Annotated in this window: 18 protein-coding genes; 2 read left to right on the top strand and 16 right to left on the bottom strand. The window is 28.9% G+C overall.

All coding sequences use genetic code 11. The annotated features are described in order from the left end of the window. Positions 1–268 precede the first annotated feature (268 nt). The 4 genes from HCG70_RS13075 to HCG70_RS13060 form a co-directional block, all read right to left on the bottom strand. Positions 269–979 (bottom strand): GntR family transcriptional regulator, encoded by a 711-nt coding sequence (locus tag HCG70_RS13075; RefSeq protein WP_195958911.1) that lies wholly within the window; start codon positions 977–979, stop codon positions 269–271. A gap of 38 nt (positions 980–1017) precedes the next feature. Then, positions 1018–1935, bottom strand: coding sequence for an ROK family protein (locus tag HCG70_RS13070; protein ID WP_042398417.1), 918 nt, complete (start codon positions 1933–1935; stop codon positions 1018–1020). An 83-nt stretch (positions 1936–2018) separates the two neighbouring features. After that, complete coding sequence (locus HCG70_RS13065) at positions 2019–3311, bottom strand: ABC transporter substrate-binding protein (RefSeq protein ID WP_042398420.1); 1293 nt, start codon at positions 3309–3311, stop codon at positions 2019–2021. Between the two features lie 9 nt (positions 3312–3320). Beyond that, complete coding sequence (locus tag HCG70_RS13060; protein WP_042398422.1) at positions 3321–4589, bottom strand: helix-turn-helix domain-containing protein; 1269 nt, start codon at positions 4587–4589, stop codon at positions 3321–3323. A gap of 99 nt (positions 4590–4688) precedes the next feature. On the opposite strand from HCG70_RS13060, the gene HCG70_RS13055 reads away from it, so the two are divergent. Further along, positions 4689–6455: a sensor histidine kinase gene (locus tag HCG70_RS13055; protein ID WP_221697857.1), complete on the top strand. Its 1767-nt coding sequence runs from the start codon at positions 4689–4691 to the stop codon at positions 6453–6455. 79 nt (positions 6456–6534) lie between these two features. Here the strand turns inward: HCG70_RS13055 and HCG70_RS13050 are convergent, their stop codons facing one another. The 4 genes from HCG70_RS13050 to gpmI form a co-directional block, all read right to left on the bottom strand. After that, the gene (locus HCG70_RS13050) at positions 6535–9990 is read right to left on the bottom strand and encodes a CIA30 family protein (RefSeq protein WP_221697856.1); all 3456 of its coding nucleotides are present in this window, start codon (positions 9988–9990) and stop codon (positions 6535–6537) included. Positions 9991–10310: 320 nt separating this feature from the next. Beyond that, the gene (locus tag HCG70_RS13045) at positions 10311–12497 is read right to left on the bottom strand and encodes an alpha-galactosidase (protein WP_221697855.1); all 2187 of its coding nucleotides are present in this window, start codon (positions 12495–12497) and stop codon (positions 10311–10313) included. Positions 12498–12730: 233 nt separating this feature from the next. Further along, entirely contained in the window at positions 12731–13597 is an 867-nt protein-coding gene (locus HCG70_RS13040; RefSeq protein ID WP_042398429.1) for a DegV family protein, read from the bottom strand. 141 nt (positions 13598–13738) lie between these two features. Continuing rightward, positions 13739–15271, bottom strand: coding sequence for a 2,3-bisphosphoglycerate-independent phosphoglycerate mutase (gene gpmI, locus HCG70_RS13035; RefSeq protein ID WP_042398437.1), 1533 nt, complete (start codon positions 15269–15271; stop codon positions 13739–13741). 308 nt (positions 15272–15579) lie between these two features. Between gpmI and HCG70_RS13030 the strand changes: the two genes are divergently transcribed. Beyond that, positions 15580–16641: a hypothetical protein gene (locus HCG70_RS13030; RefSeq protein ID WP_042398439.1), complete on the top strand. Its 1062-nt coding sequence runs from the start codon at positions 15580–15582 to the stop codon at positions 16639–16641. 51 nt (positions 16642–16692) lie between these two features. Here the strand turns inward: HCG70_RS13030 and tpiA are convergent, their stop codons facing one another. The 8 genes from tpiA to HCG70_RS12990 all read right to left on the bottom strand — a co-directional run bounded on the left by tpiA (position 16693) and on the right by HCG70_RS12990 (position 25360). Further along, positions 16693–17439 carry a triose-phosphate isomerase gene (gene tpiA, locus HCG70_RS13025; protein WP_042398442.1) on the bottom strand — a complete coding sequence of 249 codons (747 nt, stop codon included), beginning with the start codon at positions 17437–17439 and terminating at the stop codon, positions 16693–16695. Positions 17440–17573: 134 nt separating this feature from the next. Beyond that, a complete protein-coding gene (locus HCG70_RS13020; RefSeq protein WP_042398445.1) occupies positions 17574–18752 on the bottom strand; it encodes a phosphoglycerate kinase in 1179 nt (392 codons plus the stop codon). A 152-nt stretch (positions 18753–18904) separates the two neighbouring features. Beyond that, entirely contained in the window at positions 18905–19918 is a 1014-nt protein-coding gene (gene gap / locus HCG70_RS13015) for a type I glyceraldehyde-3-phosphate dehydrogenase (RefSeq protein WP_005211699.1), read from the bottom strand. A 105-nt stretch (positions 19919–20023) separates the two neighbouring features. Further along, complete coding sequence (locus HCG70_RS13010; protein WP_042398448.1) at positions 20024–21058, bottom strand: sugar-binding transcriptional regulator; 1035 nt, start codon at positions 21056–21058, stop codon at positions 20024–20026. A gap of 304 nt (positions 21059–21362) precedes the next feature. Beyond that, positions 21363–22199 (bottom strand): DegV family protein, encoded by an 837-nt coding sequence (locus HCG70_RS13005; RefSeq protein ID WP_042398451.1) that lies wholly within the window; start codon positions 22197–22199, stop codon positions 21363–21365. A 20-nt stretch (positions 22200–22219) separates the two neighbouring features. Continuing rightward, a complete protein-coding gene (locus tag HCG70_RS13000) occupies positions 22220–22681 on the bottom strand; it encodes a tRNA (cytidine(34)-2'-O)-methyltransferase (protein ID WP_042398454.1) in 462 nt (153 codons plus the stop codon). A 184-nt stretch (positions 22682–22865) separates the two neighbouring features. Then, on the bottom strand, positions 22866–23702 hold the full coding sequence (locus tag HCG70_RS12995) for an HAD family hydrolase (protein WP_042398594.1): 837 nt from the start codon (positions 23700–23702) through the stop codon (positions 22866–22868). Positions 23703–23890: 188 nt separating this feature from the next. Further along, on the bottom strand, positions 23891–25360 hold the full coding sequence (locus HCG70_RS12990) for a VanW family protein (RefSeq protein WP_288161176.1): 1470 nt from the start codon (positions 25358–25360) through the stop codon (positions 23891–23893). Between the last annotated feature and the right edge of the window lie 460 nt (positions 25361–25820).

The following is a 25820-nucleotide window of genomic DNA, read 5'->3' as shown; positions in this document are numbered from 1 at the left end:
TACAATTATTTTTTTGAAAATATAGAAAAAGAGCTATCGCTAGCGGATTTTTTTACCCGCTATTGCGACAGCTCCATTTTTATAACAACTCAACTCGTTTTAGTCGCTGAGTACACTAAAGTGTACCTTCAACTAACTAAATCTAAGATTTAAAGTTTCAGGCAAGTTCGATTAACTAAATCAAGATTTAGAATCTATTTTAAGGAAACTCGACTCCTTTCAGTCGCTGAGTAAGTTCGATTAACTAAATCAAGATTTAGAATCTCACTTATATGACTGTTATAGTTTTAAATTCGTATTTATCATATCTATGTCTTGCAAAAGAATATTCAAAAGCCTTTCCATTTTCTAAATAAGCAACTCTTTCAACCTCTATAACTGGTTCATCACTTTTTAGCCTCAAATAATTTCTATCATTTTCATTACTTTTATCTGCCCTAATAGTTGAATGTGCACTTTGTATTTTTAATCCTAGCTTATTTTTAATATATGAATATATTGATCCTTCAACATCATCAATTTTTATACCTGGAATTATATTTATTGGCATATATGTTTTTTCAATAACTATTGGTTCGTCATCAACATACCTAACCCTATTTATTAGATATACAAAACTGTTCTTTTCAATCTTCAACATATTAGCAATCTTATTATCAGCATTAATTACTGTGAATTTTAATACCTTACTTGTAACCTTATGTCCTATATTATTATATGTTAATCCTGAAAATTGCTTTTTATCTATTATTCTATTTATCTCTTTTTCAGTAATATCCTTAATAAAGGTACCAGATCCTCGCCTTTTAACAATTAACCCTTCAGAAACTAATAGATCCAAAGCCTTTTTTACAGTCATTTTACTTACATTATATTTTTCACATATACCTTTTTCAAATGGTAATCTTTTATTAGGTTTATATACACCTTTAAGCATATCTTCCTTAATATCAATTGCTATGATTTCATATTTATTCATTTAGCACTTCCCTTGTAATTATTATTTAAAATAATACCTTATTTAATTTCAATAGGTAGTTCCTGCTTTTGAAGAAAGTTATATAAAGCCCCTAACTTGTTAGCATCATTTCCATAGATACATTTTCTTATTACTGGTATAACAGTTGCATATTCATTAGTATCTAATATCTCTTTAACCTTATTTGTAATATCATCAATTATACCTTTTCTTTCAGAAACTGCTCCACCTAAAATTACAGTTTCTGGATCATATGTGTATTGTATATTAATTATCCCTATAGCCATATAAGTAAAAAATTTATTAACTTCTTCAATGGCAATTTCATCTCCTGAATCATATAATTCAAATGCTTTTCTACCATCAAAGTTATTAATATCTAACCCTTTTCTTTTTGCTATTGCCTTAGCTAGTGCAAAAGTTGATCCAACATCGCTCCATACTAAAAGCTTATTTTTATCTACGTCACAATCAACTATACAATATCCAAATTCACCACCGTGCATATGTGCACCTGTATGTATTCTTTTATTTTTTACAATAGCACCACCAATTCCAGTTCCACAAACAATAAATGCAGAATCATCATTATCTTTAGCTGCACCTAACCAACATTCACCTAAAGCTGCACAATTTGCATCATTTTCTATTTCAACTTTTAGCCCTGTTTTTTCTTGTAATACTTCTTTAAAGTTAATTCCATAAATATATGGTATAGCACTTTTACTCTTTATGCTTCCTTCTACTGAATCAACAGCACCTGGTGCACTTATTGCTATACCTTCTAATAAAAATTGTTCTTTATAAGTTTCAACTAAGGACGCTAATTCTTCAAAAAACTCCTCTAGAGTTTTAGAAATTCCAATTTTACCACTAATCAATATTTGTCCTAAATCTGTTATTACTGACCATTTAACAGCTGATCCCCCAATATCATATACCATATAATTTGCCATTTTTATCCCTCCATAAGTAAACGAAATCATCAACTTCCTTTAATAAGTATATACTTTATTTTTATCGTTGTCTATACTTTTGTTTATTTGTTTATTTGTTCATTCCATTTCAGATTAATTTCATTTATCAATCTATCTATATCGTCTTCAATTATAAATTTCTGAACAAATGCAGCATCTATTCCACATTCTTTTTTTATTTGTAAAAACTCATCTTCTAATCTAGCTACCTCCATTGATTGCTTACTGATATAATCTGAATAAGTTATTATTGGAATATTTAATTCACCTAGTTTCTCTAATACTTCTTTTGCCTCCTTATCTTCTTTCAAAGGAGACATTATGTTAACTGCATTTGCATATCTATTGTTTTCAAATATAAATTTTAAAAATGCCTTTGCTGTATCTGGATTATCAGTCGTATTAGAAACAGCATACATATAATCGCCATAAACTTTTATAGTGTTAGTTTCTGGTATAGGAAACATCCCTAATGAATCTATATTCATACCCATATCTTCTAACTGATATATAAAATCTGAATTCCAAATTGCCATTGCAATTTTTCCTTCACTCATATCATTTTTAAATTGTTGCCAATCATAATTAAATAGATCTTCTTCGGCATACCCTCTATTAACAATTTCACGTACTAAACTTAAAGACTTGTACAATCCGCCATTGCTATCCATTATCTGCCTATTTTCATTCATAACATCATTTGATAAATTATTATCAAACAAATGTGGTATAATATCTGTCCATAAATCCATAGTCCACGACTGTCTGTAATTAATAGCAATAGGAGTTATGCCCAACGCCTCTATCTTGTTACATGCTTGAAACAATTCATCTATTGTAGTTGGTAATCTATCTATATTTGCCTGTTTAAAGATATCCTTATTGTAAATTATCCCTTGCCATGTTATAGATGTGTTTAAGCAATACAAACTATAATCATTACCAGTTCCCATAAAATAATTATAAATATTAGAATCATTAAATCCTAAATCATCTAATGCTAAAAAATAATTTCTATATTCATTTTTTGAAATTGTTGATGGAACTAATGTTACATCTGGTAACTCACCAACCGATGCTTTTCTTTGTAATATAGATTGTGCATCACCAATTAGCTCTAGAGTTACATTAACCTTTGGGTTAATTTCCTCAAATTCTTTTATTAATGCTTCAATTTCTACACTCTTATCAGTTCTATTGCTTACAAAGGTAATATTCCCTTCTAAATTATCACTTACTTTAATTTCAGTGTTAAAATTCATTCCTATAAACAAAACACCCATTCCTATTATTGGAATCACCAAAGCAATTAATATTAAAATGATCATTTTTTTATTATTGCCCATATTAATCATATCTCTACCCTACCTTGCTATACTCTTCTCTCTAGCCTTGTTATTTCTGAAGTTATTTGGTGTTGTTCCTGTAATTTTCTTAAAAGCTCTTCCAAATGTAATAGAATCATTATATCCAACGCTTTCAGCTACTTCATATATCTTTAAATTTGTTGTAACTAATAATTCCTTTGCTCTTTTAACTCTATAGTTTGATAAGAATTCATAAAAACCTTCTCCAGTTTCTTTTTTAAATAGTTCTGATAAGTAATTTTGACTTAAAAACACTTCATCAGCTACATCCTTTAAGGTTATATTATTATTGAAGTTCTTTGTTATAAATTGAATTGCTAATTTAATTGATGTTGCACTGTATAAATTTTTATCATCTTCTAATATATCTGATAATTCATTTAAATCATCAACATAGTACTTTTTTGAATTTTTATTGTATAACATTTTCTCCTTAACTTTTCTAACTAATTTAGAATGCTCTCTTACTTCCCAAATTTTATTAGTACATTCTAATATAAATACGCTTATTCCATTTTCTATAAATACATTAGATTTCTCATCAATTAGATTTGTTACATCGCTAATATTACTTATTTCATTTCCATTAAAATAGAAAACTATATAAACGTTATCATTATAAAGAAAATATATATATTCAATTTTATTATTATTAGAAACTTCTTTAAAATAACTATTTAATAATTTATTATTAAACTCTTTTTCTTCTTTATTTATCGGAAGTACGACCATTTGATAGTAATAACCTTCATCTAATTGAATATTTTCTAATAAACTTTTATCTGTTCTTATATTAATATCTGAGTTTGAAAATAATAAATGTTTAAAAAAATCCTTCTTTATGACTTCAATAGATTTAGTCATAATTTTATCTTTTTTCTTTAATTCTTCAATTTTTATTTCAACTTCTTCTACAACCTTTTTTAATTCATCCTTTTTGATTGGTTTTAATAAATAATTAAATGCTCCATATTTCATAGTATCTCTAACATATGTAAATTCATCATATCCACTTAACACTAGAAATATTGGTGGATGCTTTAATTCTTTATTAGCTTTTTCTACGAATTGTATTCCGGTCATAATTGGCATTTTAATATCAGTTATTACTAAATCAACTTGTCCATCATTTTCCTTTAAATATTCAAATGCTAACAATCCATTCTGAAAATCTCCAACTATTTCATGATTTTCAAATAATTTATTCAATATTTTTATTAAACCCATTCTAATAATTTTATCATCATCTACAACAATTATTCTCATAAACCCTCCTAATATTGAATATTTTTGAAATTTCCTATATATTTAAATTAACACAAAATTTATGATATGAAAATATTTTTTTTAATAATAGGGGATTTTATGATTTTAGATAAAAATTTATCAATAAAAAAACTTACAATTTTAACATTTATTATTATGTATTCTTTATTTTTTATAATGACTATAATTAATCTCTATTCATATTCACGCTATGAGTTTAGTAAAAATGATAAGCTTATTAAAAATTTTAATACAACTCTTAGTCAACAGCTTTACGAAAAGTTTAATAATCTTTCTGAAGTATCAAAATACCCTTTAATAATACCAGAAATAGATAAGTTACATTCTACTTTAACTTCAGATGAAAAATATGATATAGCTGATTATAATTATTTAAATTATCTTTGTGAAATGATGCTTATTCAAAGCAAATCAATAAATGGTGCTTTTATTTATAATTTATCTGGTGAAGGTGTTTTTTCATCTAGAAATACAACTAATTCTATAATAAAAAATGCCTCTTCAGAAGAATGGTTTTCTAATGCTTTAAATGATTCTAATGCAATTACATTTTTACCAAATATGAAATCAGAAGATATTTTTCAATATACTTCATCTAATAATAATTCATTAATTGGTGTAGCTCGTCAAATAATTAATTTAAAAACTCAAGAAATTACAGGTATCTTATTATTAACGCTTCCTATAGATGAGCTATTGGATATATTAACTAAAGATTTACCTTATGATAATCAAATTCTTTCTTTATATACTCCTAATGGTGATTTAATAATATCAAATAATTATGAAATCAATTTCACTCAGTATTTCAAAGATTTTAATTTCATTAGCAATTCACCAGTTATTAAAACAATTACTAATATAGATCCATATGTAACTACATCTAATACAATACCTTTAACTAATTGGATACTATTAAGTGCAATACCTAATACATCTGTATATACTATTAACAGTTTATATATTTTCTCTTTTGTTACTAACATTGTATTTTGTTCTATATTGTTTTTAGTTTTATACAATTTATTTATTCAAAGAATATTTAACCCTATTAATTATCTCATAGATAATATGGATAAAAGTAATATTGAAAGTAATTTATCATCCGAATTGTTATATGAAAGAGAAGATGAAATTGGTATTTTGGTTAAATCCTATAATGAAATGAAAAGCCGTATACATGATTTAATAAATATTAATTATAAAAATAAAATAGAACAAAAAGATTTAGAACTGAAACAACTTCAAAATCAAATTAATCCACACTTTATTTACAATACCTTAGAATCGATTCATATGATGGCTGAACTTAATGATGATGAAGAAACGTCTATAATGGCTGAATACTTTGGTTCAATCATAAGATATAGTATGAATAGAAAAGTTAATACTGTTAAGCTTAGAGAGGAACTTAATATAATAGATAATTATATTTACTTACAAAAGATACGCTTTGATCAATTATTTATTATTGAAAACTTAATTACTGAAGATGTAATGGAATGTGAAATAATAAAAATGATTATTCAACCACTTATTGAAAATGCAATTTATCATGGTTTGAGTGAGTGTAGTAGTAATGGAAAAATAATTATACAAGGACAAAAAGTATATAACCAACTTCTTTTAACTATTTCTGATAATGGAATTGGTATAGACACTGATACTCTTAAAGATTTAAATGACTATATAAATGATAAAAACAATAAATTTAAAGGCATTGCTTTAAGGAATATTAATAGACGTTTAAAGCTTAATTATGGTGAAAAATATGGACTTGAAATATTTAGTGTCTTAGGTAAAGGAACATCAATGGTTTTAACTTTACCTTATATTGTTAAATAAATTACTTTAAAGTTAAAATAAGCTGAGAAAATAAATCTTCTCAGCTTATTTATATATTATGAAATTTTTATGATCTTACTTAATCATTTTTCTTTCTTTTTGTTAACCCAATACCTCCAACTAAAGCACCTAAAGCTGCTACTACAGCTATAGCACTATTTACTCCACCTGTTTGTGGCAATTTATTGTTTCCATTCCCACTGTTTCCATTGCCATTATTAGCATTGTTACCATTATTTCCACCATTATCTGGTTTTACTGGCTCTGTTGGTTTATTTTCATCTTCATCTGGTGTTGGTACTGTATCTTCAACTTTGCTTGAATCAACAGCTCTAATATTATCGAAATAAATTGTTGAATCAACGTCGGCATTATCTACTGTATTACAATAAATTGCAAATCTTTCAATACTACTTGGATCAAAGATTGCTCCTTCATTTTTAGGTGTTAGCTCTTCAAATTTTAATGTTAATTCTTTTGCTTCATTACCAGCAACAAAATCATTTAAATACCATTCAAAGTCTTGTCCATATGATCTTACTTGAATTACTAACTTTTGTCCTTGTCCATCTGGATTAATCCATAATCTTAATGCATCATATTGTGACCAATCATTTTCTAAGTTTTTAGTAATACCTGCATACCCTTCTGAAATCTTCGAAGTGTTAATTTTATAATTAAATGCTAATCCATATGTGCCGTTATTGTGCTCATTTAACTCTGTAGTAAGTGTAGGACTTACTGAACATCCTGCACCTTGATCAGTTGTCCATTTTTGCTTTAATAAAGCTTCCTCTCCCATGTAACTTTCAAAATCATCTACTAAATTTACAGCCTCTTCTGATTCTTCAATATTAAATATAACATTAATAGTATTTAATGGTTCTTTTTCCTTATTACCTACTAATTCAATAGTTCCAATAGTTTCACCAATTTTATCTAATAATTTTTGATCTATATCAGCTTTGAAAACTCCATCTTCTTCTACAGCCTTTAAAGTTTTAATTTTCTTACCTTCGCTGTCTCTTATTACAAAACTTATCTTCTCATCAACATTTTTAACACTTGCTGTTATTGTCGTTGGGTTTAATACACGACTTCCTGATGTAGGAGAAGTAATAAATCCATAGGAATATGCTTCTTCTACCGAAGTATTAGCCTCTGCAAAGTTAGCATTGCCATCTGCAAATATTGATGAATCTTCGTTATAGTAGTCAATAAACTCGTTAATCATTTCATGACCTTTTGTTTCACTTACCATATATGGTGCAAAAACATTTCCTTCATCAAAATTTGCCCATGACATAAAGTATGGCATTGATGATTCTCCAACAATATCTGATACATTTTGGAACCATTGTTTATTTGCATTTCCACTTACAGGCATACATCCATAATTTATTCTTATACCTGTTTCTGATAAAGCAGCCAACTTACCTTTTTCATCTGCAATACCTTGTACAAGTTCTATTGTTTCTTTTAACGTGCTCATCCAAGGATCAGTAGAAGCATCTTCTGATGGATTATCATGATACATATCAAAAGCAATTATATCTATAAATTCATCCCCTGGATATCTTGATAAATAATCTGCCTCATCTACAAATGGCCCATTTGGAGAATAAACATATAAGAAATTATTTATTTCTTTATCATCTCTTAAATATTCAACAGTATATCTAAATAGATTTTTATAAGCTTCTTCATCACAGAATGCTTTACCCCACCAGAACCAACTTCCATTGTTCTCATGAAAAGGTCTAAATAATACTGGAACATCTTCTTTTGCTAATTCATGTGCATATTCTGCTATCATATCTAAATATCCAGTATAAACTTCATTTAAATCCCCACCTGGCATAATTCTTGCAACTACGTTACCTGTCGTAACTCCTGGTGTATATCCATAGTAATCATAATCTCCATTTTCATCCACACCTTTTTCTGCTACTAAAGCAAAGTTTGGCATATGTGCAGACATTGTTATAATTGATCCTTCTTTTGCCGCTTCTGCATTTAACTTAGCTGCCTTTTGTGGCAGAGTAAGTCCTGCAGCTTCCTCTTCTTCAGTTAATTGAAGTTCATTTCCTGTTAATGATAATGTATCTATACCTATCATACCTGAAATTGATCCTGTTAAATCTTTTGTATCGGAATTTGTTAATTTATCCTTTAACACAGCTTTATGATGAGTATCATTTTGATGTCCATAAATTACATTTTCAGTTTTACCAATACCTTTTAAATATGAATATAAATCTGCTGTTGTTTCACTAGCATTAGAATCTACTAACTTAACAGAAGATTTTATATCTAAATCTGAAAGATTTAATTTCTTTTGTTCTGTTGTGACTGCAGTTTTTTCTACATACACCTCATCTTTTTTTACTTGTCCTAATTCTATATTATCAATATAAATATTCCCTTTATAATCTGTATTAGATCCAATAACACTTAATGTTATTCCATCAATTTCAGTATTTTTTGCATTAAATTCAATAGTTACTGGAATTTTACTTAATCCATTACCAATATCCTCTGCAAGTTCCCTGTCCACCTTACCTTCATCATTAGCTACACCATCAATAAATAACTTAGCCTTAAATAATCCAGATATCATTTTATCTGTTTCATAAATTAAATCAAAAGTTATCTTATTATATCCATTAAAATCAAGTTTTTCTTCATTATATTTCTTTTCAATTTTAACTTCACTCCAGCTTAAAGACTTATATTCAGAAAAATCTAAGGCCATTTTTAAAGAACCATCACCTACAGTAGTATCATGTTCTACTTCAACATCTTTTTTATAATCCCAAGTTCCACCAAAATTCCATCCATCTAATCCGTCACTAAAATCAAATTTTAATTTATTTACTTCTGGAAGTGGTGTTTCTTCACCTGAACTAACTTTTCCTGTTACTTTGAAATTATCTATATAAATATAATCACTATAACTACTTGGTTGTCCAATAATAAGTATTAATAACTCTCCAATACCATCAATTTTTGTCTCTATATTTCCTGTAAATGTATATTTAGATAATCCATCACCATTGTCAACAAAATTATCTGCAACAACTGTAGCTATATCTGTTTCTTTCCAATTATATCCGCTATCACTTACTGTTCCTCTTAATTTTAAAGTTCCAAGTGTATCTAGTTTATCTGTTGGAATTAAAACATCATAACTTACAGTAGCTCCTACTAACTTTTCTTCACTATTATATCCAAATTTTAATACCTGTCTATTTTCATCCCATTTATCATCACCTGTAAATGCTGGTTTGAATTTTAACATCTCATTTTCAATCGAGGTTTCTATCTCATCATCAAAGTTTACTGTTGCATTATATGGCTTCATACTATCAACAGAAAAATCATTAGTATAAATTATTTTTCCTGCCTCAGATTGAACCTCATAATTATTAACATTTAAACTATTAGTTGCATAAACTACTGTTTGAAATTGACTTACTGCTACTGAAGTTGCTAATACTAAAGCTGCTAATCTTTTATTTATCGTAAATTTCATTACTTTCTCCCCCTATTTTATGTGTTACTTTAACCCCATATTAAAACGTTATCAAAGATTATGAATAATTATCTATCTATTAAAGATCTACACCTCCCCCCTAAATAATTAGGGTTATATTACTTTAATTCTATTTTCTTATGTAATTATTTACAATCTCAATATATCTACAAATGAATTATCGCTAATAATTAATAATAATTGTTAATAATTCATAAAATTTAAAGCTATTTAAATATTAGCATTATTATTGAAATTTATAATCATCAATATAAGTTTCTAATATATTAAATAGCTTTACTTGTAATTTTTATAATCTCTTATTCAGCAGTTAAATGTATTAACTTTGATGAATAATCTCCATATAAAGAAACATTAAGTCCAGCATACATTAATGCTCCTCCCGAAATTACTTCACCACTTTCTTCAACTTTATACATTTTATCTTCCACTAAACCTTTTAGTTTAATTCTTCTACTGTGATAATTTGGTCTTCCAAGAACTTGTACACAAGTTACTAATACTTCATTTTTATCTTTAGATACAACTTCCCAAGCATCAAAGCCATGATTTTCTGAGAAGTTTTCTATACGATAATAATCTCCTCTTCTTATTAAATCATTATACTTATGATACATTTTAACTTGAGACGGTATCATTTCTCTATCTTTTTCTGGTATTCTAGTTACATCTAATTCATATCCAAATGTTCCTGCTAATGCCACATGACCTCTAGTTTCAAAAGGTGTAGTTCTTCCTACTGTATGGTTAGGACAATCACTTACATGTGCCCCCATCACTGAAAGTGGATAAACCATTGAAGTTCCTTCTTGAATTTTTAATCTTTCAATAGCATCGGTATCATCTGAACACCAAATTTGTGGACTATAGTATAGCATACCTGGATCAAATCTTGCTCCACCACCAGAACAATTTTCTAGTAATATATGTGGAAAATCAGTAGTCAACCTATCCATCATTTCATAAACTGCCAACATATATCTATGGAATAATTCACCATGTTTTTCTGGTGACAATGCTAAACTTCCTAAATCAGTTAACTGCCTATTCATATCCCATTTTACATAAGTTATATTTGCACTTGAAAGAACCTTTTTTATACTTTCATATATATAATCTACTACCTCTTGTCTAGATAAATCTAATACATATTGTTCCCTACATAATGCTGGCTCACGGCCTTCAATATGAATACACCAATCTGGATGTTCCCTAAATAAATCTGAATTTGGTGAAATCATTTCTGGTTCAAACCATATTCCAAATTCCATTCCTAATTTATTAACTTCATCTACAAGATTCTTTAATCCACCTTGAATCTTTTCTTCGTTAACTATCCAGTCACCTAATGAAGAATTATCACTATTTCTCTTTCCAAACCATCCATCATCCATAACAAGCATTTCTATTCCTAATTTTGAAGCTTCTTTTGCTATAGATAATAATTTTTCTGTATTAAAATCAAAATAAGTTGCTTCCCAGTTATTTATAAGTATTGGTCTTTTCTTATCTTTAAATTGCCCTCTAATTAAATTATTTCTATATAAATCATGGAAAGTTCTTGTCATCTTTCCTATACCTTTATTTGAATATACCATTACTACTTCTGGTGCTACAAACTCTTGTCCTTCTTCTAAACCCCAAGCAAAATCTTCTGGATTTATTCCCATAACTACTCTTGTTGTATCAAATTGACATCCTTCAACTTGAGTAAAGAAATTTCCTGAATAAACAAAATTAAATCCATAAACATTTCCACTTTCATCAGTAGCATCATTATCTAAAAGAGCTATAAATGGATTATCTTGATGACTTGATTCTCCTCTAATACTAGATACAGCTTGTTTACCATAGCTTATCTTCTTTCTTGAAATATGTCTTTCTCTTGCCCATGATCCATGAAGAGAAATCATATCATAATTTACTCCATCAAAATCCACACAAGTTGATAGCACTTTAGTAAGAGTTACTGGATTATTAGAACAGTTCTTTACTCTTATACTTCTAGTTATTACATCTACACTTTCAAATGTTGTATATACTAAAACTACTTCTAAATTTAAATCTTTATCTAAACATGTTATTTCTAAAGTTGTACATTCATTTTCATCTCCAAAAGTAGCAGGAAGTCCTTTTAATGATTTCTTTCCTTTAAATATTTCATGAGATACGTATTGCAGTTTACAAGCTGTATGTCCATTATTATCTCTTACTTGCAAACATGATTCTCTAAAGTCGCCTATACCATGTGTTGAATATTCCATTGGGAAGCTATCATAAAATGATACTCTATCTCTATTATTTTTTGATGGTACATATGGCGGCTCATCTATACGCAATAAATAATTAACGTTTTCATCAACTATCTTATTTCCAAAATAAACATGTCCAACAAATTGTTCCTCATCTACTATTGCTATAATATAAGATGTATCTTTTGAATCTAATTTAAATACTTTATGTTTTTCTATAAATCTTATACTCATACTCTTCTCCCCTAATTATTATATATTATTATCACAAAATTAATTTTCAACTCTAACTTATTATAGTTACCTCCTTAAATCAATATTATTTAAAATCTTATTAATATTAATCGATATTACTGATTTTTTGTTTATATTACCACCAAAAAGCCATTAATAATACCATAATAATTTCATTAAAAACATAAAAAAACTGTATAAAAACTACTTATAGTTTTTATACAGTTTAACTTTTATCTATTACTTCCTAAAAATACTGCTGCTAAAACTCCTGGGCCTGCATGAGCACCTACAACATTTCCAACATAATTTATAATTACATTCTTAAATTTTACTTCTTCTAAAATCATATCTCTTAAAGTTTCTGCTTCTTCTAAGCAATCACCATGACATATATATAATATTTCATTTTCAGTATCTACAGCTTTTTCTCTAACTTCATTTACTAAAAATCTTAATGCCTTCTTCTTACCTTTAATTTTTTCACCTTGAATCAATTTACCTTCATCATCTAAAAATAAAGTTGGCTTAATATTTAAAAGACCTCCAATAGCAGCAGTTGCACCTGAAATACGTCCACCTCTTTTTAAATGATTTAAATCATCTATTAATATGGAATGTATTACTTTTCTCTTATTTTCTTCTAGCCAATTAACTATTTCTTCAGCCCCTATTCCACTATCTCTCATTTCACATGCTTTAGCTACTAGTAACCCTTGACCAACAGAAACACTTAATGAGTCAACTAAATAAATATTTGCATTTGGATATTCATCCATTAAATTATTCTTTGCTATATTAGCACTATTAAATGTCCCACTTAAATTTGATGATAATGATATATATATAATTGAATCTCCATTTTTTATATATTTAATAAATTCTTCTTCAAACTCATGAGCATTTATTTGAGATGTTGTCGGTGTTGCTCCTTCTCTCATCTTATTATAAAAATCTTTATAACTTAAAGTTTCACCTAAATCATCTTTTATTGCTTGTCCATTTAAATTTAATATTAATGACAATAATCCTATATTATTATTTTTTATATAATCTCTTGTTAAATCACATGCTGAATCCGTTATTATCTTTATTCCCATAATTTTAATCCTCCACTAACTTTATAATAGCTGTGTTTTGTTTTGTAAAGAAATTATATATGTAAATATTAAAATTGTCAAATGTTTTGATATTCAAACTATATACACAAAAAAGAGAGGGATTCCCCCTCTCCTAAAATACTATTTTATTAAAGATTCACCTGACATTTCAGCTGGAACATCTAATCCCATAACTGTTAACATTGTTGGTGCTATATCAGCAAGTTTTCCATCCTTTAAAGACTTACCTTCTGTGTGGTTAGATACCCATACAAATGGAACTGGATCAGTTGTGTGAGCTGTAAATGGATTTCCTGTTGTTAAGTCAATCATAGTTTCAGCATTTCCGTGGTCAGCAGTTATAAATACTGTTCCATCTAATTCTAAAACTTTATCAACTACTCTTCCTAAGCATGTATCAACAGCTTCAACAGCAGCTTTAGCAGCTTCCATTACTCCAGTATGTCCAACCATATCTGGGTTAGCATAGTTTAATATAATCATGTCATACTTATCTGAATCTAATCTCTTTATTAATTCATCAGTTAATTCTGGTGCACTCATTTCTGGTTTTAAGTCATAAGTTGCAACCTTTGGAGATGCAATAAGAGCCCTATCTTCACCTTCGTTTTCTTTTTCAACACCACCGTTGAAGAAGAATGTAACGTGAGCATATTTTTCAGTTTCTGCTATTCTTAATTGATTTAATCCCTTAGAAGCAACATATTCACCTAAAGTATTAGTTATTGCTTCTGGTCTGTAAGCAACTTCAACACCTTCTAAAGTCTTATCGTATTGAGTCATTGTTACAAATACTAAATCTAAAGTTTCTCTTTCAAATCCAGCAAATTCTTTATCGTTTATAGCTCTAGTTATTTCTCTAGCTCTATCAGGTCTGAAGTTAAAGAATACTACTGAATCCCCATTCTTTATTGTTCCAGTTGGAGCTCCATTTTCTTCGATAACGCATGGTAATACGAACTCATCTGATTTGTTATCAGCATAAGATTTTTCCATACATTCAACAGCAGATGTAGCAGTTTCACCTTTTCCAAGTACCATTGCATCATAAGCTAATTGTACTCTTTCCCATCTGTTATCTCTATCCATTGCATAGTATCTTCCTGAAATAGAAGCAATTTTACCTACTCCGATTTCAGCCATGTAGTTTTCTAATTCAACAACGAAGTCTTTTCCTGAACCTGGAGCAACGTCTCTACCATCCATAAAGCAGTGAACATATACATTTTTAACTTCTTGTTCTTTAGCTAATTTTAATAATCCTTTTAAGTGATCTATATGAGAGTGAACTCCACCATTAGATAATAATCCCATTAAGTGTAATGCACTATTATCTTTTTTAGCATTTTCCATAGCTTTTAATAATGCTTCATTTTTAAAGAATCCACCTTCGTTTATTTCTTTAGTTATTCTTGTTAATTCTTGGTATATAATTCTTCCTGCACCAATATTTAAGTGTCCTACTTCTGAATTACCCATTTGTCCATCTGGTAATCCAACAAACATTCCGCTTGCTTGTAATTCTGAGTGAGGATAGTTTGCAACTAATTTATCAAAGTTTGGTTTATTAGCAGCTGCAACTGCGTTTCCATCACCTTCTGGAGCAATTCCAAATCCATCTAATATCATTAACATTACAGGTTTCTTAGCCATAATTCCCTCCAAATATATAAATACTTTTTAGTTTCAAAAAGACTTATAACCTTGTGAGTTTCATCATATAGCTTAAGTCCTCTCTGAATCTCACTCGTCATTAGTATTCTTATTGAACCATTTTTATTATACTATAATTATTATTTCTAAACAATATAGATACTTTTTTGTAAACGATTGTCTAAAAAATTTTCTGATAATTTATTTTTAGCATTTTTATCAATAATTATTTTATTATTTATTAAAGTCACTTAATATTTATTTCTTTTCATATAATGAATTAGAATATCTACAAAGGATGGTTTATTATGAAAAAGCTTTTAATTTATATTATAATTCTAGCAATAACGCTAATTGTGACATTAAATCTCTTTGTATTTTATAACAATTCTTCGCTATCAAATACTTTAAATAATTCAGATAATATTAGGAATACAATAACTGAGCTTGATAACTTTAAAACTACAATAACTGAAATGAGTGATTCTCAAGAATCTTTTATAGTAACAGGCAATTCAAAATATAAAGATGATTATGAAACTAACTTAAACAATGCTTATGATTATTCAGATACACTTTTAAATAATGGAATAATATCAACAGAAGATAAAAATACACTTGTTGATTTAATTAAAGATTATGATTCCATAAATCAAACAATTTTTGATAGTAGTATAACTTATCCTGCTTCAAAAGATTTTGAAACCCTTGTTACCAATTCTAATAATGCTAAGTTAAAAATTCTTCACTCTGTTAGTAATCTTATAGCTGCTCATAGGGATTCTCTTGAAAAATCATCAAATAATATTTCGCAATCCATTGGTAATCAAAAAACTTTTATAAGTTGGATTAGTAGTATCTTTACTGCTTTAATGGCTATTCCTCCACTACTTGCAAAAAAATTCATAAATAACTCTAAGAATATTAGTAATAGTTTTACTTCCTTAACATCAACTAATACAACTAATTCTAATAGTAATGATGAATCTTCAACTTTATCTGATTCAATTAGTACATTAGAAACATTTTTCAACTTTCAAAATAATGCTGAGGAAATAAAAGAAGTACGAAACCAATTAATTCAAAATGCTACATTAATTAATTATTTGAATGTTGTCGACTTTAACAATTTAGAAATGTCAAAAAACTATAATGATTGTAAAAATGAATTATCATCAATCATTAATGAATTTATTAATATTGAAAAGAAATGTTTAGAGAATTCATCAATAGATATATGTAATGAAATAGAATCAATAAAATTAGCCTTAGATCAACTTTCAAATTCTATAAACAATTTATATAACTATAATGAATATATGATTAATATAAGTAAAATACTTCTTAAGAAAACTATTGATTCTAAATAATTTAATAAAAAAAGAAATCCCTAGCAGAGGATTTCTTTTTTTTATTAAATTCTAGTAGTTTACGATTTGAGCAAAATCAGTAGCAACTAAACTAGCTCCACCAACTAAAGCTCCATCGATATCAGATTGAGCCATTTGAGCTTTTATAGTTCCTGGCTTAACTGATCCACCATATTGGATTCTTACTTTGTTAGCAACTTCTTGACCAAACATTTCAGCAACAACGCTTCTTACAGCCATTATTGTTTCGTTTGCTTGCTCATCTGTAGCAGTCTTTCCTGTTCCGATAGCCCAGATTGGTTCGTAAGCTATAACAACTTTTTCTGCTAATTCTGGTGATAAACCTTCTAAATCAGCTTTGATTTGAGCTCCAACAACTTCGTTAGTTGTTCCATTTTCTCTTTGCTCTAAAGTTTCTCCACAGCAAAGGATTGGAGTTAAGTTGTGAGCGAAAGCAGCTTTAACTTTCTTGTTTAAAGCTTCATCAGTTTCGTTGAAGTATTCTCTTCTTTCACTATGTCCTAAAACAACATAGCTAACTCCCATAGCTTCTAACATTCCTGGAGCAACTTCACCAGTGAAAGCTCCTTTTTCTTCAAAGTGCATGTTTTGAGCAGCAACTTTGATGTTTGATCCTTCAACTGCTTTTAATACAGCATCTAAACAAACAAAAGTAGGGCAAACTACTACATCACAAGTAGCATCCTTAACTAATGGTTTTAATTCATTTATAACTTTAACAGCTTCTTCTGGAGTGTAGTGCATCTTCCAGTTTCCAGCGATAATAGCTTTTCTCATTGTATTCACCTCTATAAAAAATTTTTCAAAATTTTAATTAATAATTAAGTTAGAAACTGCTAATGCAGTTTCTAAAAAATATATTTTTCTAAAGTCAGCCAAAGCAGACTTTATTACTTAACTATTAACAGCTCTTATTTATCGTTTAAAGCAGCGATTCCTGGTAAAGTTTTACCTTCTAAGAATTCTAATGAAGCTCCACCACCTGTAGAGATGTGAGTCATTTTGTCTCCGAATCCTAAGATGTTAACAGCAGCAGCTGAGTCTCCTCCACCGATAACTGTTGTAGCATCTGCATCGGCCATAGCCTTAGCAACAGCAATTGTTCCTTTGTTGAAGTTTTCGAATTCGAATACTCCCATTGGTCCGTTCCAGATAACAGTCTTAGCATCTTTAATTGCGTCAGCATATAAAGCTTCTGTCTTAGGTCCGATATCTAATCCCATGAATCCAGCTGGAATGTTTTGATCTTCAGTAACTGTAGCTTCAACATCCTTGAATCCATCAGCAATTCTGTGGTCTACTGGTAATAAGAATTTAACACCGTTAGCTTCAGCTTTAGCTATCATTTCCTTAGCGTAGTCCATTCTATCATCTTCACATAAAGAAGTTCCGATTTCATATCCTTGAGCTTTTAAGAATGTGTAAGCCATTCCTCCCCCAATGATGATTGTATCAACTTTTTCTAATAAGTTGTTGATAACAGCTATTTTATCAGAAACCTTAGATCCACCTAATATAGCAACGAAAGGTCTAACTGGGTTGTTTACAGCTTCCCCTAAGAATTTTAATTCTTTTTGGATTAAGTATCCGCATACAGCTGTATCTACAAACTTAGTAACACCTTCAGTTGAAGAGTGAGCTCTGTGAGCAGTTCCGAATGCATCATTAACGTAGATATCACATAAAGAAGCTAATTCCTTAGATAATTCTTCTCCGTTCTTAGTTTCTTCTTTTCTGCATCTAGTGTTTTCTAATAATACAACGTCTCCGTCTTTCATATCAGCAACAGCTTTTCTAGCATTTTCTCCAACAACTTCTTCATCTCTAGCGAAAACAACTTCTTTACCTAACATTTCGCTTAATCTTACAGCAACTGGTGCTAAAGTCTTAGAAGCATCTTTTCCTAAGTGAGAGCAAAGTATAACTTTAGCTCCATTTTCAACTAAGTACTTGATTGTTGGAAGAGCTCCTACTAATCTATTTTCATCAGTGATAACTCCATCTTTTAATGGAACGTTAAAGTCACATCTTACTAAAACTCTTTTACCGTTAACTTGAACATCTTCAATTGTTTTCTTATTAAAGCTCATTCTTTTCACCTCATAATTTATTCATAATTTTATCTATAATTTTAAAATAGGCCCGGTCTTATAAGTATGCCTTAGAGACCGGACCCATTTTAGGATCTTATAAGAGTGCTTTTGTAAGCATCTAATCCGTATATATAATTATCTATTAAAAATTAAGCTAATTCAGCGAAGTATTTAATAGTTCTAACCATTTGGCTAGTGTATGAGTTTTCGTTGTCATACCATGAAACAACTTGAACTTGGTATAATCCTTCTCCGATTTCAGATACCATTGTTTGAGTTGCATCGAATAATGAACCGTATTTGATTCCGATGATGTCTGAAGAAACTAATTCTTCTTCAGTGTAACCGAATGATTCGTTAGAAGCAGCTTTCATAGCAGCATTGATTCCTTCTACAGTTACATTTTCACCCTTAACAACTGCAACTAAGATTGTGCTTGATCCAGTTGGAACTGGTACTCTTTGTGCAGAACCGATTAATTTTCCGTTTAATTCTGGAATAACTAATCCGATAGCTTTAGCAGCTCCAGTTGAGTTAGGTACTATGTTAACAGCCCCAGCTCTAGCTCTTCTTAAATCACCTTTTCTTTGAGGACCATCTAAGATCATTTGGTCTCCAGTGTAAGCGTGGATTGTTGACATTATTCCTGATTGGATTGTAGCGTAGTCATTTAAAGCTTTAGCCATTGGAGCTAAGCAGTTTGTAGTACAAGATGCAGCTGAAATTATGTTATCTTCAGCAGTTAATATATCTTGGTTTACGTTGAATACAACTGTTGGAAGGTCGTTTCCAGCTGGAGCTGATATAACAACTTTCTTAGCACCTGCTTCAATGTGAGCTTGAGATTTAGCTTTTGATACGTAGAATCCAGTACATTCTAAAACTACGTCAACGCCAATTTCTCCCCAAGGTAATTTAGAAGCATCAGCTTCAGCATATATTCTAACTTCTTTTCCATCAACAGTGATAGAATTTTCTCCAGCAACAACTGTATCACCTAAAGCGTATCTACCTTGTGCTGAATCATATTTTAATAAATGAGCTAACATTTTTGGGCTTGTTAAATCGTTGATAGCAACTATTTCATACCCTTCTGCTCCAAACATTTGTCTAAATGCAAGACGTCCTATACGTCCAAAACCGTTTATTGCAACTCTTACCATTACAATTACCTCCTAAAAATAGATATTATATATTTAAAATTAAATTTTAAATCGTAATTAATATGTTGAAATATCTTAATTAACAAACTTTATTCTAATTAAGTATTATTTATTTAACTTAATTAATTCAGCAATTTTTCTTCCTGCAGCTTCATCTGTTACTAAAACAGCATTTGAATTATTCATTTCAGCTGCAATAATAGCTTCCACTTTATTTTCTCCTGCAGCCACAGCAATATGCGTGTTAATTTTTTTAGCATCATTAATATTTATTCCAATTGGTGTATTTTCTGAAACAACTTCTGAATTTTTATTAAAATAACATCCAAAAGCTTCACCAACTGCTCCTAACTCTTGAAGTTTACTTATATATTCTTCTGACAATCCACGCTTTTTAGCCATATGAATTGCATTACCTATTCCATAAATTAAAATATCAGCATTATGAATAGTATCAATAACTTCTTTTATTTGTTTTTCTTTAAGAAGTCCTTCTAATACTTTATGGCTTACATTTTCAGGAATGTGTAATAATCTATAAGTTCCATCAAGTTTATTTGCTAACGATGCTGCTAGATAATTAGCTTGACTTTCAACTTTTCTTCCCATTCCGCCTCTAGCAGGAATAACAAGAACATCTGAAACATTATTTACCTTTGGAAAAGCTTCAACCACTTCTTTAATTGTGCTTCCTCCAGTTATGGCAATTATATCTTTATCTTTAATAAGATTCTTTATATAGTTAGCTGCTGCTCTACCTAGTTCCTTAATGGTTTCTGGATTTTCATAAACATTTCCTGGAACTATAACAACATCTTTTACGCCTAAAAATGATTTAATACATTGCTCAATATCGTTTAACCCTTTAATTTCATAGATAAATTCTTTTAATCCATCTAATACTTTTTGTCCATCTTTTGTAACTGTCATACCAGGGGTATTAATTTCTATTAAGCTTTGTGATTTTAATAAATCAATTTCATTTCTAACTACTCTTTCGCCAAGATTAAGTTCATTTGCTAGCATCCTTCTTCCAATAGGTTGGTTATAATAAATTGTCCTTAAAACATTATATCGCTTTTCCAGGACTTCCACTAGCTCAGGAACTATCTTTCTTTGCAACTCTAATATTTCCTGCACCACAGACCCTCCTTTGGACTAAAAACGTCCCAGCAATGACTTTTATGTCCCACATTTATTATTATAAAACAGATATCTAAAATTTGAAAGTCTTTCTAGTAATTTTTTTTATATTTTTTTCTTTTTTTTGCTTATAATGAGTTTTTACTCTCACCAAATCTATGTTTTACCAGCTTTCAAAATCATCTTTTATAAGTTTACTATTATATTTTATACTAATTATGTATATCTATTCATTAAATTTTTTCCAATTAATATAAAAAAATAAGCAAGAATAACTATAAAGTTATTACTTGCTATTGCATTATTTTTCAATAAAGAAAACTCCACATGCTTTAGTCCCTGAATGTATTCCCACCGTACATCCAACTATTCCATGAATATACTCTATATTTTTTTCTTCAAAATACTTTTTAAGTCCTTCATATATTTCTTCATTTAAAATTTCATCTATTACTATTGGAGAATCAAAATCAACATTTCCATTTTCAAAATCAGAAATAACTTTCTTTAAAGCTTTTTTACTACCTCTAACTTTATCTTTGACAGCCATTTGCCCATCTTTTACTTCTAAAATAAGTCTTAACCCTAAAACACTACCAATTGTTCCTGCTGTTTTAGAAAGTCTTCCACCTCTAACTAAGTTTTCTAGTGATTCAAAACTTAAAGAACTCTTAACCTTTGGAATTAAATTTTTAATTTTTTCTTCAATTTCAAAGATATTATCTCCATTATCTCTAAATTCACATGCCTTTAATACTAAAACACCTAATCCAGATGTTACATTCCTAGAATCAATTACAACTATATCATCACTTTCTAACATATTTTTTGCTATACATGCTGATTGATATGTCCCACTCATTTCTGATGATAATGTTAATGTTACAATCTTATATCCTTCATCTAAATATTTTTTAAATGTTTCTTCAAATCTGCTTGGTGTAACTTGAGCTGTTGTAGGAAGAATATTTTCCTTCTCTATTCTTTCTAACATATCATGTGTATTTATTTCTACTCCATCTAGGTAACTTTCTTCTCCAAAGTTAATTAATAAAGGTAAAACTTCAATTCCCTTTTCCCTAACAAGATCTGCTGGTAAGTCTAAAGTACTATCAGTAATGATCTTAATTTTTTCCATACAAGTACCCCCTATTATTATTATTTCATATTTGGAAAACCAATCTGTTTTAACGCCTCATAAGCTACTATTGCTACCGTATTTGATAAGTTTAAACTTCTTGTGCTAGTTTGTATCATAGGTATTCTTATTCCCATATGTGCATTATGTACTTCATTAGGAACACCTGATGATTCTCTTCCAAACATTATAAAATCTCCCTTTTGGAACTTTTCATCTGAATATATATTTCCTCCGTGAGTAGTAGCTAGAAATATTCTCTTATCTCCATATTTAGCCATGAATTCTTCATATGATTCATGCACTTCTAATTTTAAGTCTTTCCAATAATCTAAACCTGATCTTCTAACAGCCTTATCATCAATACTAAACCCTAAAGGTTTTATTAAATGAAGTGTTGAATCTGTTAAAACACAAGTTCTTGCTATATTTCCAGTATTTTGCGGTATTTCTGGTTGATATAAAACTATATTTAAATTCAAAGATTTCACCTTCCAAAACAAAAAGTAAGATGATATAACATCTTACTTTACACTATTTATATATACTTTATGATACTATATAGTCTTTTAATAGTCAAAGCATTTTACAGTTTGTTAATTTTTGAATAGATAATTATTATTCTTTATATTATATATTATGCTATTATTATAACAATTATTTAAACTATTTTTCTTTTAATATAAATTTATTAATAGCCTTTGCAACTCCATCATTCCTATTAGTATCAGTTATATAATCTGCTATATTTTTAATCTTTGGAATTGCATTCCCCATTGCTATTCCTAATCCTGCTAATTCAATCATCGACATGTCATTTTCATTATCTCCGATGCAAATCAACTCTTTTTCACTAATATTATACTTATCTATTAATGCTTTAACTGCATTTCCTTTTGATGCATTTCCATAATTAATTTCTAAGCTATGTCCTCCTGATGAAAAACTAACAATATCGTTCAAACTATTTATTTCATTTTTAATTTTTAATATAGTGGACTTAAAGGGGCTTATAACAATGGACTTATCCATATCCTCATTATTAAATATTCTTATCCATTCCTCCTTACTTCTAACATTTATATATTTTACATTTAAATGTTCACAACACACTTGTTTTGTCATATAACACTGCGTCGATACTTTAGTTAACCAATTATTACAGTAAATAGTGTCTTTCGTATTAAATTGAAAGAAAGTATTATATTTTATTAATATCTCAAGTATTTTAATACATTCTTCCTTAGGAATAGAACATTCATATATAACCTCATTAGTTTTTTGATCTATAACAATAGCACCATTAGCTGCTACTACAGGAGAATCTACACCTAAAAATTTCGAAAAATACAATGCATTATTATATAATCTGCCTGTAGTTACAACTATTTCAACTCCCATATCATGCGCTTCTTTTATTGCTCTTTTATTTTCTTCTGAAATTCCCTTTCTTCTCCCTAACAAAGTGCCATCCATATCTATGCATACCATCTTATATTTCATATAAAACTCCTTACCTTCCAACTTTACTCCTTAAAACCATACATTATATTTTATAACTTATACTTATAAAAGGTTTTTTATTTTATAAAAAAAAGTCATAATATAATGTTATTGACTTATATTTCGTCCCTAACATATATTATGACCATTTTATAATTTACAATATTTTATTATGTAAATTTTTTTATTTAATTTGCTGGTGTTTCTTCAGTTGGCTGTTCTGGTGTTGTTTCTGCAGGTTGTTCTACTTGAGCTTCAACCTTTTTCGTACCAACACTAACAACTTCATTTCTTGCTGAGTAAACATCTGTAGATATAAGCTCTTTATTTATTTGAACTCCATTTTCATAAGTTACTAAGTATCCACTTGCCTTACATCCATTTGCTCCTGATGATTTAACAATTCTTGTTCCTTCATTTAATGAAGCATCTTTAACTTCTTCTGTACCATAATTGTAAGTTTCTAATATTTCATTAACAAGCTCATAAGTTTTTCCGCCCATAGCTTCCTTATTCCCAAAAATATTAAATACTACTTGATTTCCTGATAAGTACCCTTGAATATAAACTGGGAAATCATAAGTATTTACAAACTTATAATCTATGTATCCAGCTGCAACTGTGGCATCAAGTCCTGGCTTAGCATATCCAACTGTCATTGAATGATTTCTTCTTTCAGTTGATCTTATATTAGCTTGTATTACTGCTCTATATAGAGTACTTGATACTTGACATACACCTCCACCATATCCTGGGACAATTGTTGCTCCTACATATGTATTTGCTTCTTTATATCCTCTTTCTGGAGTTGTTGGTCCAATAGTATTATTATAACTAAATTCATCACCTGGCATTAATAATGTTCCATTAATATATCCAGTAGCTATTCTTAAATTTTCAACTCTTCCAGAATCTGATTGGCTAAATGTACTTGAAAATGATGACATTATTCCATTAATTTTATTTAATGCCTCCGCTGTAATCCTTGGAGAATACTCTTGTAACTCAACACTTACTTCTTCTGCCTTTTCTGGATCTGGGTCTATACAACCTTTTATCTCATTTATTAAAGCCTCTACATCTATATGCTTTCCATTAGTCTCTTGAGTAACTGATATATTGCTGCCACTAATCGAAATAGTTGCATCTACTGCCTCAACTTTAACTTGATTATTAACGTTGTTTGCAAATTCATTAACTTTTTCTTCATCATAGCTTAATACAGTATCAACATTAACCTCTACACCATTTTCTATCATTTTCTTTTTTTCAAATAATTTGGCATCTTTTCCATATTCTAAAGCTTCTTCCACAGTCTCATCTGCACTTACTGTTGGATTAACATCTGAATATTTTAATTCAAATGAATTATCACCAACTGAAACCTTTATTACTTTATCACCAATTAAAGAAAGTAGTTGAGTATTAATTAAATCTATTGCTTCTTCTTTTGTTTTACCACCTAAATCTATTCCATAAGCTTGTACACCAGGATATATTTTATCATTCCATGCTTCAACTTTGTTTTTGACACTCAAAACATAAGCACCACATATCCCTGTAACCAATACTACAATACTTGCTATTATAATTATTAGTTTCTTATTTTTAGACATAGCAGCTTTTAATTTACCATCTTTCGATTCTTCAGTGTTCACGCCTTCACTCCTCCCACAAAAAATATCTATAATTGCTTATAATTGCATTATATATTAATTATATTCCATTATTTAATTTAATACAATTAATAAAATCATTCCAATTTTTTTAATATAATAAAAAACAACAATAAAAATGGCTTTCTTTATCGTTTTACATTCATTTATTATTTGTAAATTCTATTTTTATATGCAAAACAATGTGAAAGCCATTCTTTTTTTTAAGGGAAGCTCCTCCTTAACCGTCGGATGAGTACACTAAAGTGTACTTTCAGCTGGCCAAATTGAAAATTTGGAGCTTCAAGCAAGTTCGCTTAACTAAATCGAAGATTTAGAAGCATTTTTCAAATGAAACTCCTCCTCCTAACCGTCGGATGAGTAAGTTCGCTTAACTAAATCGAAGATTTAGAAGCATTTTTCAAATGAAACTCCTCCTCCTAACCGTCGGATGAGTAAGTTC

It is taken from the genome of Clostridium sp. K04, assembly GCF_019734375.1.
Classification (GTDB): Bacteria; Bacillota; Clostridia; order Clostridiales; family Clostridiaceae; genus Clostridium; species Clostridium saudiense.
Note: the sequence above shows the minus strand (reverse complement) of the source record. Positions and strands in the feature narration are given on the sequence as shown.